At 58.9% G+C, this 13,003-nt stretch carries 11 protein-coding genes and 1 pseudogene; 3 read left to right on the top strand and 9 right to left on the bottom strand.

Annotated elements, in window-relative coordinates; translation table 11 throughout:
• Window positions 1–31: 31 nt before the first annotated feature.
• A complete protein-coding gene (locus AO068_RS10730) occupies window positions 32–496 on the top strand; it encodes a glycine zipper 2TM domain-containing protein (protein ID WP_004657512.1) in 465 nt (154 codons plus the stop codon).
• Between the two features lie 181 nt (window positions 497–677).
• On the opposite strand, the gene AO068_RS10725 is transcribed toward AO068_RS10730, so the two are convergent.
• The 8 genes and pseudogenes from AO068_RS10725 to AO068_RS29230 all read right to left on the bottom strand — a co-directional run.
• Window positions 678–2,291, bottom strand: a complete 1,614-nt coding sequence (locus AO068_RS10725; protein ID WP_058408350.1) for an NAD(P)/FAD-dependent oxidoreductase — start codon at window positions 2,289–2,291, stop codon at window positions 678–680.
• Between the two features lie 96 nt (window positions 2,292–2,387).
• Window positions 2,388–3,068, bottom strand: coding sequence for a COG3650 family protein (locus AO068_RS10720; protein WP_002554808.1), 681 nt, complete (start codon window positions 3,066–3,068; stop codon window positions 2,388–2,390).
• A 182-nt stretch (window positions 3,069–3,250) separates the two neighbouring features.
• A complete protein-coding gene (locus tag AO068_RS10715) occupies window positions 3,251–3,952 on the bottom strand; it encodes an ABC transporter ATP-binding protein (RefSeq protein ID WP_002554807.1) in 702 nt (233 codons plus the stop codon).
• Window positions 3,953–4,720 carry a high-affinity branched-chain amino acid ABC transporter ATP-binding protein LivG gene (livG, locus tag AO068_RS10710; RefSeq protein ID WP_002554806.1) on the bottom strand — a complete coding sequence of 256 codons (768 nt, stop codon included), beginning with the start codon at window positions 4,718–4,720 and terminating at the stop codon, window positions 3,953–3,955.
• Window positions 4,717–5,982 (bottom strand): high-affinity branched-chain amino acid ABC transporter permease LivM, encoded by a 1,266-nt coding sequence (locus AO068_RS10705; RefSeq protein WP_002554805.1) that lies wholly within the window; start codon window positions 5,980–5,982, stop codon window positions 4,717–4,719. Before AO068_RS10705 ends, livG begins: the two co-directional genes overlap by 4 nt.
• Window positions 5,979–6,902 (bottom strand): high-affinity branched-chain amino acid ABC transporter permease LivH, encoded by a 924-nt coding sequence (gene livH / locus AO068_RS10700; RefSeq protein WP_002554804.1) that lies wholly within the window; start codon window positions 6,900–6,902, stop codon window positions 5,979–5,981. The genes AO068_RS10705 and livH overlap by 4 nt, the downstream gene beginning before the upstream one ends.
• Before the next feature lie 227 nt (window positions 6,903–7,129).
• Entirely contained in the window at window positions 7,130–8,254 is a 1,125-nt protein-coding gene (locus AO068_RS10695) for a branched-chain amino acid ABC transporter substrate-binding protein (RefSeq protein ID WP_002554803.1), read from the bottom strand.
• A gap of 76 nt (window positions 8,255–8,330) precedes the next feature.
• Window positions 8,331–8,582 (bottom strand): annotated as a pseudogene (locus tag AO068_RS29230) (hypothetical protein); the annotation flags it as partial.
• On the opposite strand from AO068_RS29230, the gene AO068_RS10690 reads away from it, so the two are divergent.
• A complete protein-coding gene (locus AO068_RS10690; protein ID WP_002554802.1) occupies window positions 8,581–8,886 on the top strand; it encodes a DUF2288 domain-containing protein in 306 nt (101 codons plus the stop codon). The pseudogene AO068_RS29230 and the gene AO068_RS10690 overlap by 2 nt on opposite strands.
• 114 nt (window positions 8,887–9,000) lie before the next feature.
• Here AO068_RS10690 and AO068_RS10685 read toward each other — a convergent pair whose 3' ends face one another.
• Complete coding sequence (locus AO068_RS10685) at window positions 9,001–11,292, bottom strand: putative bifunctional diguanylate cyclase/phosphodiesterase (protein WP_058408349.1); 2,292 nt, start codon at window positions 11,290–11,292, stop codon at window positions 9,001–9,003.
• Window positions 11,293–11,524: 232 nt separating this feature from the next.
• Here AO068_RS10685 and AO068_RS10680 point away from each other — a divergent pair, with 232 nt between their 5' ends.
• Window positions 11,525–12,904 (top strand): spinster family MFS transporter, encoded by a 1,380-nt coding sequence (locus AO068_RS10680; protein ID WP_058408348.1) that lies wholly within the window; start codon window positions 11,525–11,527, stop codon window positions 12,902–12,904.
• The last annotated feature ends 99 nt before the right edge of the window (window positions 12,905–13,003 follow it).

The following is a 13,003-nucleotide window of genomic DNA, read 5'->3' as shown; positions in this document are numbered from 1 at the left end:
AATGGCCACTGATTCCTCTGGAGATTCCCTTATGCGCAAGTCTGCTCTTCTGGTTGCTTCGTTCACTGCCATGGCATTGATGCTGGGCGGCTGTGCCTCGAACCTGACCGGTGATTCCTATTCCCGCGATGAGGCCAGGACCGTACAGACCGTCCGCATGGGCACTATCGAATCCTTGCGTCCGGTTAAAATCGAAGGCACCAAGACGCCGATTGGCGGGGCTGCGGGTGCGGTCGTCGGCGGCGTAGGTGGCAGCGCTATCGGTGGCGGCCGCGGCAGCATCGTGGCTGCGGTAATCGGCGCGGTGGCCGGTGGTCTGCTGGGTTCAGCGACCGAAGAAGGCCTGACCCGTACGCAGGGTGTTGAAATCACCGTGCGTGAAGATGACGGCAGCATGCGTGCCTATGTGCAGCAGGTTCAGGAAAACGAGATTTTCCGGGTCGGCGAGCGCGTACGCATCATGAGTGTCAACGGCACAAGCCGCGTCACCCACTGATCTGTAACACCGCACAGCAAAACCCCGAGCCGCAATGCTCGGGGTTTTTTATTGCCAGACGTGAATGGACGTGAATATCGTGCCAATGCTCACGAAGACGATGTATCGAACGCCCTATTTCTTGCGGGTGTCGCGGCCTCTTCGCGAGCAAGACTTATGTATAACGATGGTCATTCTGAGGTCAGTCCTCGATCCCCAGCATGTCGCGCACCAGCGCTTCGGCAACCCGAATGCCGTCCACGCCAGCCGAGAGAATCCCGCCCGCATAGCCAGCGCCTTCACCGGCCGGGTAAAGGCCTTTGGTGTTCAGGCTTTGCAGGGTCGGTCCGCGGGTAATGCGCAGCGGTGCCGAGGTACGGGTTTCGATGCCGGTCAGTACCGCATCGTGCAGCGAGAAGCCTTTGATCTGCTTGTCGAACGCAGGCAATGCTTCACGAATGGCTTCAATGGCAAAGGCGGGCAGGGCGTCGGCCAGGTCCACCAGTTTCACGCCCGGTTTGTATGAGGGCTCAACGCTGCCCAGTGCTGTCGAGGCCCTGCCAGCGATAAAGTCGCCGACCAGTTGCGCCGGTGCTTCATAACTGCTGCCGCCGAGCAGATACGCATGGGACTCCAGGCGTTCCTGCAACTCGATACCGGCCAGCGGGCTGCCGGGGAAATCCTGTTCCGGCGAGATACCGACCACAATGCCCGAGTTGGCATTGCGCTCGTTGCGCGAATACTGGCTCATGCCATTGGTGACCACGCGCCCAGGCTCTGAAGTGGCGGCTACGACAGTGCCACCAGGGCACATGCAGAAACTGTAGACCGAACGACCGTTGCTGGCGTGATGCACCAGTTTGTAGTCGGCTGCGCCCAGCTTCGGGTGCCCGGCGTATTTGCCCAGCCGTGCGCGGTCGATCAGTGATTGCGGGTGCTCGATACGGAAACCTACCGAGAACGGTTTGGCTTCCATGAACACGCCACGGCCGTGCAGCATGCGGAAGGTGTCACGGGCGCTGTGGCCCAGGGCCAGAATGACGTGCCGGGATTCGATCTGCTCACCGCTGTCGAGCTGGACACCCAATAACTGGCCGTCCTTGATCATCAGGTCGGTCACGCGCTGCTGAAAACGTACTTCGCCGCCCAGCGCTTCGATCTGATGACGCATGTTCTCGACCACGCCGGTCAGGCGGAACGTGCCGATATGCGGCTTGCTGACATAGAGGATTTCTTCCGGCGCACCGGCTTTCACGAACTCGTGCAGTACCTTGCGGCCGATGAATTTCGGGTCCTTGATCTGGCTGTAAAGCTTGCCGTCGGAAAAGGTCCCGGCACCGCCTTCACCGAACTGCACGTTGGACTCGGGGTTGAGCACGTTTTTGCGCCACAGCGCCCAGGTGTCCTTGGTGCGTTGGCGAACTTCGGTGCCGCGCTCAAGGATGATCGGCTTGAAGCCCATCTGCGCGAGCAGCAGGCCGGCAAAGATACCGCAGGGCCCGAAGCCCACGACGATCGGGCGCTCTGTCAGCCCCTCGGGTGCATGACCAACCACTTTATAGCTGACATCAGGTGCAGGGCCGACGTGGCGGTCATCGCCCAGTTTGCGCAGCAGTGCCTGTTCATCACTGACCTGAAAGTCGATGGTGTAGATAAAGCACAGCTCGGATGACTTTTTGCGCGCGTCGTAACTGCGTTTGAAGAGGGTAAAGTCCAGCAGTTCGCTGCTGTCGATGCCCAGGCGCTGCAAGAGTGCAACGCGCAGGTCTTCTTCCGGGTGATCGATCGGCAGCTTGAGTTCGGTGATTCGTAACATTAAGGGGTCCAGTTTTCGGGCCGCAGGTTCAGCCCGACAGCACTACAAGACCGGCGATTATAAGCGCTGAACCCCTTTGGCGGCGAGCCTGCCTGATCACTCGTCGCGCGAACCGCCATAATAACCGCAGCCACGCTGGGCCTGGCCGTTGATACGCAGCTCGGCAGTCAGGTGTTGTACCGAGCCATTGACGCTGTCAACGCAGCGTTGCGGTGCCACCCAGATCTCGATGCGCTGGTTGTTGGCTTCGCTGCTGACGCTGAAGCTGCCGTCGGGCAGCTTCTCTTCCACGTAAGGCAAGGCGAGCGGTGCAAGACCTTCGCGCTCCAGCACCATGCCCTTGCCACTGACGTTGACGTTCCAGGCGGGTTTGTTGCCATTGACGTGCAAGGTCAGACGTTTGAAATTGGCGTCTTCACAGGCCTGACCGGGGCGCTCGACGCGGTACAGCTGATGCAGGTCCAGCTGACCGTCGCTGTTCGCCGCTTTGCTTGCGGCAAAATTACCGCGCAGATCGGCGAATACCGTGCCCTTGCTGTCTGCCAGTGAAGCGGCTTCCTGCAAGATGCCGGTATTGCCGCGATCCTTGACCACATAGCGCCGCTGCTCGTTGCACGGTTTGAACAGCAACTGGCCATTGCTGCCCGTCAGGTCGCCCTGCATACGGAGCATGCCTGCCGTGGAAACCTTGGGTTCCTCGGTCTGTTTGCCGAGCAATTGGCACCCGGCGAACAGTGGCAGAAGGGCAAATACGAGGACGGAACGGGCAGCAAACATGGTGTGGTCTCCAGACAAGTGCCGCCACGTTACTCAGACTGGAGGTGCATCACAAGGGGGAACGGCCAGACCTGCGTCGCAGTGTGACGCGGAGCGTCACGAAAGGCATTACCACGCAGAGCGTGGTAATGAGAATCAGCGTGGCCCATCCGGTTTCTGAACGTTAATGCGCTTCGCAGCGCTTACCCGCCCAGATACGCATCCCGCACTTTCGGATCGACCAGCAGTTCTTCGCCGGTGCCTTGCATGACCACACGACCGTTTTCCAGTACATAGGCGCGGTCGGCGACTTTCAGCGCCTGATTGGCGTTCTGTTCGACCAGAAACACCGTCACACCATCGCGACGCAACTGTTCAACGATCTCGAAAATCTGCTGGATGATGATCGGAGCCAAGCCCAGCGAAGGCTCGTCGAGCAACAGCAGCTTGGGCTTGCTCATCAGCGCGCGACCGATGGCCAGCATCTGCTGTTCGCCACCGGACATGGTGCCGCCACGCTGATTGAAGCGTTCCTTGAGGCGCGGAAAGAGCTGCAGGACCTTGTCCATCTGCTCCTGATAATCAGCCTTTTCCGTGAAGAAACCGCCCATCGCCAGGTTTTCTTCAACGGTCAGGCGCGCAAACACGCGACGGCCTTCCGGCACCACGGCAATGCTCTTGCGCATGATGATCGACGACTCCAGTCCGACCAGTTCTTCGCCCATGTAGCGAATACTGCCGCTGTGCGCGCGTGGTGAGCCGCACAGGGTCATCAGCAGCGTGGACTTGCCTGCGCCGTTGGCGCCGATCAGGGTGACGATTTCGCCCTGACGTACTTCAACGTTGACGCTGTGCAGCGCCTGGATCTTGCCGTAGAAAGTGGAGACGTTTTCGAACTGCAGCATTTACGCTTCCCCCAGATAGGCTTTGATCACGTCAGGATTGTCACGAATCTGTTCCGGCGTACCGTCTGCCAGAGGCGTGCCCTGATTTATCACAACAATGTGGTCGGAAATGCTCATCACCAGTTTCATGTCGTGCTCGATCAACAGGACTGTAGCGTTGTGCTCGCTGCGCAACACGCCGATCAGGGCTTTCAGGTCGTCGGTTTCTCTGGGGTTCAGCCCGGCTGCCGGTTCGTCGAGCATCAGGATGCGCGGGCGCGTCATCATGCAGCGGGCGATTTCCAGACGGCGTTGCTGACCGTAGGCCAGTGTACCGGCAGGGCGGTTAGCGAATTCCTTGAGGTTGACGGCTTCCAGCCAGTGCTCGGCGTAGTCCATGGCTTCGCGTTCGCTGCGGCGGAACGCCGGGGTTTTGAACAACCCGGCGAGGAAGTTGGTATTCAAATGCCGATGCTGGGCAACCAGCAGGTTCTCTACAGCGGTCATTTCCTTGAACAGGCGCACGTTCTGGAACGTACGCACCACGCCCTTGCGAGCAATCTGGTGACCGGCCAGGCCTTGAATGGGCTCGCCGTCCAGCAGAATAGTGCCTGCGCTTGGCCGGTAGAAACCGGTCAGGCAATTGAAGACGGTGGTCTTGCCCGCGCCGTTGGGGCCGATCATCGACACGACCTGCCCTTGATTGACGGTGAGGGCAACGCCATTGACCGCCAGCAGGCCGCCAAAACGCATGCTCAAGCCGGTGGCTTGCAGTAATGGGCGGCTCATTTCGGCAGCTCCGTTTTCAATTTCATTTCAGGCCGTTGCATGGGCAGGAAGCCTTGAGGACGCCAGATCATCATCAGCACCATCAGCGCGCCGAACATCAACATGCGGTAGTCGCTGAACTCGCGCATCAGCTCAGGCAGCAGAATCATCACGATGGCGGCCAGGATCACGCCCAGCTGCGAGCCCATACCGCCGAGCACGACGATGGCGAGGATGATTGCCGATTCGATGAAGGTGAACGATTCCGGGGTGATCAGACCCTGACGTGCGGCAAAGAAGCTGCCTGCGAAACCGGCGAACGCAGCGCCAAGGGTGAACGCCGAGAGCTTGATCACGGTCGGGTTCAGCCCCAGCGCACGACAGGCGATTTCGTCTTCGCGCAAAGCTTCCCAGGCCCGTCCGATCGGCATGCGCAGCAGGCGATTGATGACGAACAGTGCCGCCAGCGCCAGCAGCAGGGCGATCAGGTAAAGGAAGACGACCTTGTTGATCGAGTTGTAAGGCAGGCCGAAGAACTCGTGGAAGGTCTGCATGCCCTCGGCAGCCTTGCGCTCGAACGTCAGGCCGAAGAAGGTCGGCTTGTCGATGTTGCTGATGCCGTTCGGGCCACCGGTCAGCTCGGTGAGGTTGCGCAGGAAGATGCGGATGATCTCGCCGAACCCCAGTGTCACGATGGCCAGATAGTCACCGCGCAGGCGTAGCACCGGGAACCCCAGCAAGAACCCGAACAGCGCCGCCATCAGGCCCGCAATCGGCAGGCAGATCCAGAAGCCGAGCCCATAGTAGTGGGACAGCAGGGCGTAGCTGTAGGCACCGACTGCATAGAAACCGACATAGCCCAGGTCCAGCAGACCGGCCAGACCGACCACGATGTTCAGGCCCAGGCCGAGCATGACGTAGATCAGGATCAGCGTGGCGATGTCCACCGCACCGCGCGAACCGAAGAATGGCCAGATGAACGCAAGAACGATCAATGCGGCCAGGCCCCAGCGTTGGGTTTTCGGCTGAGTCAGGAAATCGCTGGTCTTCTGCGAGATCAACGGCTTTTCGGTACCGCGGCGCATGCTGCCGATCTGTTCTGCGAACAGTACGCGCAAGAACAGCATGACCGAACAGAAGGCAATGATGGTCAGGGTCAGCGGGCTGGCGTTCTGCACTTGCAGGGTGACGCCGGAAAAGGCCAGTTTCAGGCCGAACACCGGGTAGGCCACGGCCCAGACCAGCGCGGCGCTGAACAGCGCCTGTTTGAAAGACTTGCTCATACTTTCTCAACCTCCGGACGACCCAGGATGCCGGTCGGTCGGAACAGCAGCACCAGGACCAGCAGGCCGAAGGCCACGACGTCCTTGTACTGATCACCAAAAATGTCGGCACCGAACGCTTCGGCGACGCCCAGTACCAGGCCACCGAGCACAGCGCCCGGGATCGAACCGATACCGCCCAGGACGGCAGCAGTGAACGCTTTCAGGCCGACCAGAAAGCCGGCGCTCGGGTTGATCACGCCGTACTGCATGCTCAGCAGCATCGCCGCGACGGCAGCCAGTGCAGCACCGACCACGAAGGTCAGGGCAATGATGTTGTTGGTGTTGATCCCCAGCAGGTTGGCCATTTTCATGTCCTCGGCACAGGCGCGGCAGGCACGGCCCATGCGTGAGCGGGAGATGAACAGGGTCAGGCCGGTCATGGCCAGCAGGGTGACGACAAAGACCACGATCTGCATGTAGGAGATCAGCACTTCCTGAGCGCCACCGGGCCCGAACGACAGGCTGCCGGGCAGCAGGTTGGGGATGGCGAAGTTGCCGGAGCCCTGAGAAAGCTGAACCGAGTTCTGCAGGAAGATCGACATGCCGATTGCAGAAATCAGTGGAATCAGACGGTTGCTATTGCGCAACGGACGGTAGGCCACACGCTCGATGCTGTATCCGTAGGCACTGGTTACGACGATGGCTGCGGCGAAACCGGCAATCATCAGCAACGGCAGGCTGTGAATACCCAGCATCGCCAGACCGGCGAGTGCCATGAAAGCTACATAGGAACCGATCATGTACACCTCGCCATGGGCGAAGTTGATCATTCCGATGATGCCGTACACCATCGTGTAGCCGATGGCGATCAATGCATACGTACTGCCAATGGTCAGGCCATTGACCAGCTGCTGCATGTAGTGGAATAACTCGGGCATTTACCGCGCTCCTAAAAACCTGATCTGCATTTCTCTGACCTGCGCCGGGGTGGCATTCTGTCGATGCGTAGCCTGTCGCGCTGTCAGGGAACCGCTGTTGACGGTTTTAAGATTTTCAGGGGGCCTCGTGCATGCAGTTCGGGTCGTCGAAATGTGCGTACGGGCCTGGATTCGTAAAACAAAGCCCACTGCGCTGGCAGTGGGCTTTGAGGGTTAACGCAAGCAGCTTATTTGGCGGCTTCGGTCTTGGGTTTGCCGAAGTGCCACTCGTAAACCACGAACTGGAAGTTCTTCAGATCACCTTTGTCGTCGTAGCTCAGCTCGCCCATAGGGGTCTTGAACGTGCCAGCATGGATGGCAGCAGCCACCTTGGCGGTGTCTTCGGACTTGGCGGCGGCGATGCCATCAGCAATGACCTGAACGGCGGAGTAGGACGGGTAAACGAACGGGCCGCTCGGGTCTTCTTTCTTGGCCTTGAAGGCTTCGGTCAGCGCCTGGTTGGCCGGGTCCTGGTCAAAGGATTTCGGCAGGGTGACCAGCAGGCCTTCGGACGCATCGCCAGCGATTTGCGAGATGGACTCGTTGCCCACGCCTTCAGGTCCCATGAACTTCGCGTTCAGGCCTTTTTCCTTGGACTGGCGCAGGATCTGACCCAGCTCCGGGTGGTAGCCGCCGTAGTAGACGAAGTCGACGTTGGCTTGCTTGAGCTTGGCGATCAGCGACGAGAAGTCCTTGTCACCTGCGTTGATACCTTCGAACAGAGCAACCTTGACGCCTTTTTTCTCCAGCGTCTGCTTGACTGCTGTCGCGATACCTTCGCCGTACTGCTGCTTGTCGTGAATCACAGCAACGATTTTCGGCTTGGCGACGTCGGCAATGTAGTTGCCTGCGGCCGGGCCCTGGGCGCTGTCGAGACCGATGGTGCGGAATACCAGTTTGTAGCCGCGTGCGGTGATTTCCGGGCTGGTGGCAGCCGGGGTCACCATGATGATGCCTTCGTCTTCGTAAACGTCGGACGCTGGCTGGGCGGAGCTGGAGCACAGGTGACCGACCACGTATTTCACACCGTCGTTGACCACCTTGTTGGCGACCGCAACGGCCTGTTTCGGATCGCAGGCGTCATCGTATTCGACGGCTTCAAGCTTTTTGCCATCCACGCCGCCTTTGGCGTTGATCTGCTCGATGGCCATTTTGGCACCGTTGAACTGCATGGTGCCGTATTCGGCAACCGGGCCGGTCTTGGGACCGGCGATGCCGATCTTGATGGTGTCAGCTGCGAACGAATGGCTGGCAACCCCCGCCATAACCAGTGCGGCAAACAGCCTTGAAAGCTTATTGGTACCCTTAGTCATGATGCTCCACTCTTGCGTTGTAGTTTTTATAATCCTGATGGCCAAGGCTCCAGGACCGGATTCGATCACCGGTTCTCCCACGCCGCCAACTGTACCGGAACAGTTTAGAGTGCCGCTTGTTGGCTTGGAAAGCCGGGCGTTTGGGGACAAACCGATGCGTGTCGCTTAATCGAAAGAAAGTTACAGAATCAAACCGCCTGAGGCGCTGAAATCGCTTCAGATCCATAAGGTTATCTGCACTTTCCCGCGATAAATCACCTGCTTCTGGGCTTGCCGATGGGAAAGTCGGCGCTATCATTGCGCCGATTTTCTTTCTGGTGAAACCCATGACGCAAGAACCTAGCACCCTCTATGCCAAACTGCTTGGCGAAACCGCATCAATCACCTGGACTGAATTGCAACCATTCTTTGCCAAGGGTGCCCTGTTGTGGGTCGAACTGCCTCTGGATTTGATCGAAGTTGCCGAGGCCGTGGCCGAAAATGATGCAGTGAGGGTGTCTGCATGGCTGGCTGAAGGACAGGTCGGCAAGGTCTCGGAAAGCAAGGCGCTTGAGCTGGTGGAGACCGATCCTTCGCTCTGGGCTGTAGTGGTGGCACCTTGGGTTCTGATTCAAAACAGAGCGCAGGATTGATTTGCGCACCATTTAGGTGCCTGACGATTTGCCGGAGTGAGTTGGAAGGTAACTGTCCCGGCGTCGACGTAGCGTAAAACCACACCTGCCGACCAGTGACTACAAAGCGTAGCGTCAGGTACGGACGGGCCTGTGACTGGCAAATTCGTCATTGTCGGTCAGGTCGGCAAACACATCGGCAGGTTCTGAAACGTCGATGTCCGGGCCGTGCATGTGCGGTGGTGGCAGGGCAGACCAACGGGTAGTCGGTTCGCGCTCGTTCATCTGTCTGGCAAGGGGCAGGATTCGCTCCAGGGGCTGAGGCTTGCTGAACAGATAGCCTTGTACATAATCACTGCCGAACCGGCTGAGAAACTCAAGTTGAGCCGGGGTTTCCACGCCTTCCGTGACGACTTTCAGGTGCAGGGTATGAGCCATGACGAGAATCGCCTGGACGATTTCCATATCCTGTGGAGATTGGGGAATATCAATGATGAATGATCGATCGATCTTCAGCGTGTCCAGTGGCAGCCGCTTGAGATAGGCAAGCGATGAGTAGCCGGTGCCGAAGTCGTCAATCGACAGGGAGACCCCCAGGCTGCGAATGTGCTTGAGCATCAGAATGGTATTGCTGATATTGCCCATCAACGCATTTTCGGTCACCTCCAGTTCCAGTCGGCCAGGTGCAACGTCGGCGTCGGCCAGTGCCTGCTCGACCTCTTCGACCAGTTCGTCGCGGCCCAGCGTGAGTGCCGAGCAGTTGACCGTGATGATCAGCTGTTCCAGCCCTTCCTGACGCAGTGTGCGCAGGTCGTGACAGGCGCGGCGCAGCACCCAGTTATCCAGCTCGGCGATCAGACCGTTGGCCTCGGCAATGCCGATGAAGCGCCCGGGAGCCAGCAAACCGTGTTGCGGGTGATTCCAGCGCACCAGTGCCTCCAGCTTGGCAACGTGGCCAGTATGCATGTCGACGATAGGCTGATAGTAGACCTGCAGGCCGGTCTCTTCGCGCAGGGCATTGCGCAGTTCCTCCTCCAGATGCAGTTCCAGGCTGGCCCTGGTCTTGAGCGCGGGGCTGAAGAAATTGACCCTGTTGCGTCCGTTGCCCTTGGACTGGTAAAGCGCGAGGTCTGCGTGTTTGAGCAGTTCATCACAGGTCGAACCGTCGCGCGGGAATACGGCGATACCAATACTGGTCGTCATGACCATGCGCCTTCCTGCCAGCGCGATGGTTTCCTTCATTTTTTGCATGACCCGATAGGCCAGGCGTCGTGCCTCCTCGTAGTCCGGAATGCTCAGCAGTATGCAGAATTCATCGCCCCCGAAACGGGAGACCACGTCTTGCACACGGGTGGCGCTGCGGATGCGTTCGGCAATCACCTTGAGCAGTTCGTCACCGGCGTCATGGCCCAGACTGTCGTTAATGCGCTTGAAGTGGTCGATGTCCAGAAACATCACTGCAAGCATGCCGTTGTTGTAGGTGTGCTCCTGCAGCTTTTCGGCAAATATCTGATTGAAGCCCCGGCGGTTGATCAGGTTGGTCAACGGGTCGTAATGGGCCACCTGCTGAAGCGAGACGCGGGCCTGATCCAGCTGGCTGAGCAGCGCGTTGACGCGTTGCAGGTCGTGCTCCTTGCCTTGCAGTTTCTTGTCGGCCATTGCCGCGCTGATGCTGCCGGCGATGATAAGCAGGGTGATGGCGGCAATGGTAAGCCCAAGCTGCTGGCTGTTTTCGGTGCCGGGGATGTGCAGCGCAGCGCCTTCGGGCATGACCAGTCGCAGTGCCCTCATGCCCATCAAGTGCATGGTCAGCAAACCCGCACCCAGCAGAAGACTCACTCCGTAGCGGAACATCTGATGAAACATGCCGTTGTACTGACGCAGATGCCGGGACAGTGTCAGCAGAGCAATGCTGGAAAGGACGGCAACCACGATCGACAGCGCGAACATCCGTGGTTCGTAGTACTGCGTGGCAGCGGAGCGCATCGCCGACATGCCCAGATAGTGCATGACACTGATGCCGGTCCCCATGACCAGCGAACTGATCAGACAGCGCCTGAGCGTCAGCTCAGGGATGGTCAGGGCTCTCATGGCCACCAGTGCAGTGATCAGCACGATCAGCAGGGAAGCCAGCGTGACTGTAAGATCGTAAGAGATTTTCAGCGGGGCCTCAAACGCCAGCATGCTGATGAAATGCATCGCCCACACGCCGCCCGCCAGGCATAACGCGCCCAGTGCTTTCCACAGGCGACGGCTCTTGATGGCGTCGACCTGAATGACACGGTCGGCAATATCCAGCGTGGCGAAGGATGCGGCGCAAGCCACACCGTAAGCCAGCGCTACCAGAAACAGGTTATGACTGCAGTCGATTAATAATTGCCCGTCCGCTGGGAGGCCAGCGAATACGTTCAAACCCAGCCACTCCATAGCACGCCCTATTCTCACTACAAGAGCGCCAAGCCTCAGGACCTGGCGGTTTGAGCTGAGTATAGAAGCTGTTTACAACCTGCCACCTCTACGAGCTGCCATTTTGATATTGACTCAATAACGAATAGTTATAAAAGGCCATCATGTCCCATGTGTAGTTACGAATGTTTACAGACAGATAGCGCTTCTGCTTCTAGATTGAAGTGACTGAGAGTCAAGGGATGGATGCCTTATGAACGCGCTCCAGGCTGAAAACGCTACTCAGGCTGCCAATGCCTGGCGAGTGTTGTTCCTGCTTTTTCTGGCCAATCTGTTCAACTTCTTTGATCGCACTATCCCGGCGATCATCGTCGAGCCCATTCGTCTGGAATGGCATTTGAGCGACTTTCAACTGGGGCTGCTGGGGACTGCGTTCACGCTGGTCTACGCTGTCGCCGGTCTGCCATTGGGGCGCATGGCCGATAACGGGTCGCGCAAGAAACTCATGGGCTGTGGTCTGGCGGTCTGGAGCGGGTTGACGGCGGTCAATGGCATGGTGGGCAGTTTCTGGACCTTCCTGCTGGTGCGCATGGGCGTCGGCATAGGTGAGGCCAGCTACGCGCCTGCTGCCAACTCGCTGATCGGTGATCTGTTTCCAGCCCATCGGCGTGCGCGGGCCATGGGGCTTTTCATGCTGGGTCTGCCGTTGGGGCTGCTACTGGCGTTCTTTACCATCGGCGCTATGGTCAAGGCGTTTGACAGCTGGCGGGCACCTTTCTTTATCGCTGCGGTACCCGGTCTGTTGCTGGCCGTGTTCATCTTTTTCATCAGGGAGCCCAAGCGCGGCGCGGCTGAAAGCGTGCGGATGTCAGAGGCGAAGATTGAAAAGCCGATCCGCCGTGTGCTGTCGATTCCGACCTTTCGCTGGCTGGTGCTGGGCGGTCTGACCTTCAACTTTGCGACCTACGCCTGCAATTCATTTATGGTGCCGATGTTGCAGCGCTACTTTCTGCTGCCCTTGCAGGAAGCTGCGGTGGCGACCGGGGTTATCGTCGGCGTCACCGGGCTGATCGGTCTGACGCTTGGGGGCTGGATAGCCGACAAACTGCATCAGCGCTTTTCCAATGGACGGCTGTTGTTTGCGACCATCAGCATGTTGATCGCCGCTCTGGCCACAGGCTATGCGCTGCATGCAGGGCAGATCGGGATCGGCGTATTCGTGGCGGTGTTCAGTCTGGGCTGGCTGTTCGCCTACAACTTCTACACCTGCGTTTACACTGCGATTCAGGACGTGATCGAACCGCGCCTGCGGGCCACGGCCATGGCGCTGTTCTTTGCCGGGCTTTATTTGCTGGGTGGAGGGCTTGGGCCGGTGGTGGTCGGTTTGCTGTCTGATCACTTTGCTCATGCAGCGATGAGCGTTGCGGGTGTCGGGGTGATGAGCGAAAGCTTCAAGGCCATCGGTTTGCACGATGCCATGTACCTGATCCCGGCAGCGCTGTTTCTGACCTTGCTGTTCCTGTACCAGGCTTCGCGCTGTTTCAGCCGCGATGCCGAACGGATGAGGGCGAGGATGGCGGCTGACGAGCCGGTGGAAGAGCTGGCACAGGGGATTGTCGTGGCCAGGCAGTGATTGCGCTGGTGCAAGACCGGACGCAGAGCGTCCAGAACGATAGTTAAGGTCATCGTTCCGCACGCTCCAGTGAACTGCCCCCAAGAAGTTGGACACCAA

Origin of the sequence: Pseudomonas sp. ICMP 3272 (assembly GCF_001466905.1) — a bacterium.
GTDB lineage: Bacteria > Pseudomonadota > Gammaproteobacteria > Pseudomonadales > Pseudomonadaceae > Aquipseudomonas > Aquipseudomonas amygdali.
This window is presented reverse-complemented; position numbering and strand designations above follow the sequence as displayed.

Coding starts and splice junctions, on each gene's coding strand:
- AO068_RS10730 (WP_004657512.1), top strand. CDS start 32: ATGCGCAAGTCTGCTCTTCTGGTTGCTTCGTTCACTGCCATGGCATTG.
- AO068_RS10725 (WP_058408350.1), bottom strand. CDS start 2,291: ATGTTACGAATCACCGAACTCAAGCTGCCGATCGATCACCCGGAAGAA.
- AO068_RS10720 (WP_002554808.1), bottom strand. CDS start 3,068: ATGTTTGCTGCCCGTTCCGTCCTCGTATTTGCCCTTCTGCCACTGTTC.
- AO068_RS10715 (WP_002554807.1), bottom strand. CDS start 3,952: ATGCTGCAGTTCGAAAACGTCTCCACTTTCTACGGCAAGATCCAGGCG.
- livG (WP_002554806.1), bottom strand. CDS start 4,720: ATGAGCCGCCCATTACTGCAAGCCACCGGCTTGAGCATGCGTTTTGGC.
- AO068_RS10705 (WP_002554805.1), bottom strand. CDS start 5,982: ATGAGCAAGTCTTTCAAACAGGCGCTGTTCAGCGCCGCGCTGGTCTGG.
- livH (WP_002554804.1), bottom strand. CDS start 6,902: ATGCCCGAGTTATTCCACTACATGCAGCAGCTGGTCAATGGCCTGACC.
- AO068_RS10695 (WP_002554803.1), bottom strand. CDS start 8,254: ATGACTAAGGGTACCAATAAGCTTTCAAGGCTGTTTGCCGCACTGGTT.
- AO068_RS10690 (WP_002554802.1), top strand. CDS start 8,581: ATGACGCAAGAACCTAGCACCCTCTATGCCAAACTGCTTGGCGAAACC.
- AO068_RS10685 (WP_058408349.1), bottom strand. CDS start 11,292: ATGGAGTGGCTGGGTTTGAACGTATTCGCTGGCCTCCCAGCGGACGGG.
- AO068_RS10680 (WP_058408348.1), top strand. CDS start 11,525: ATGAACGCGCTCCAGGCTGAAAACGCTACTCAGGCTGCCAATGCCTGG.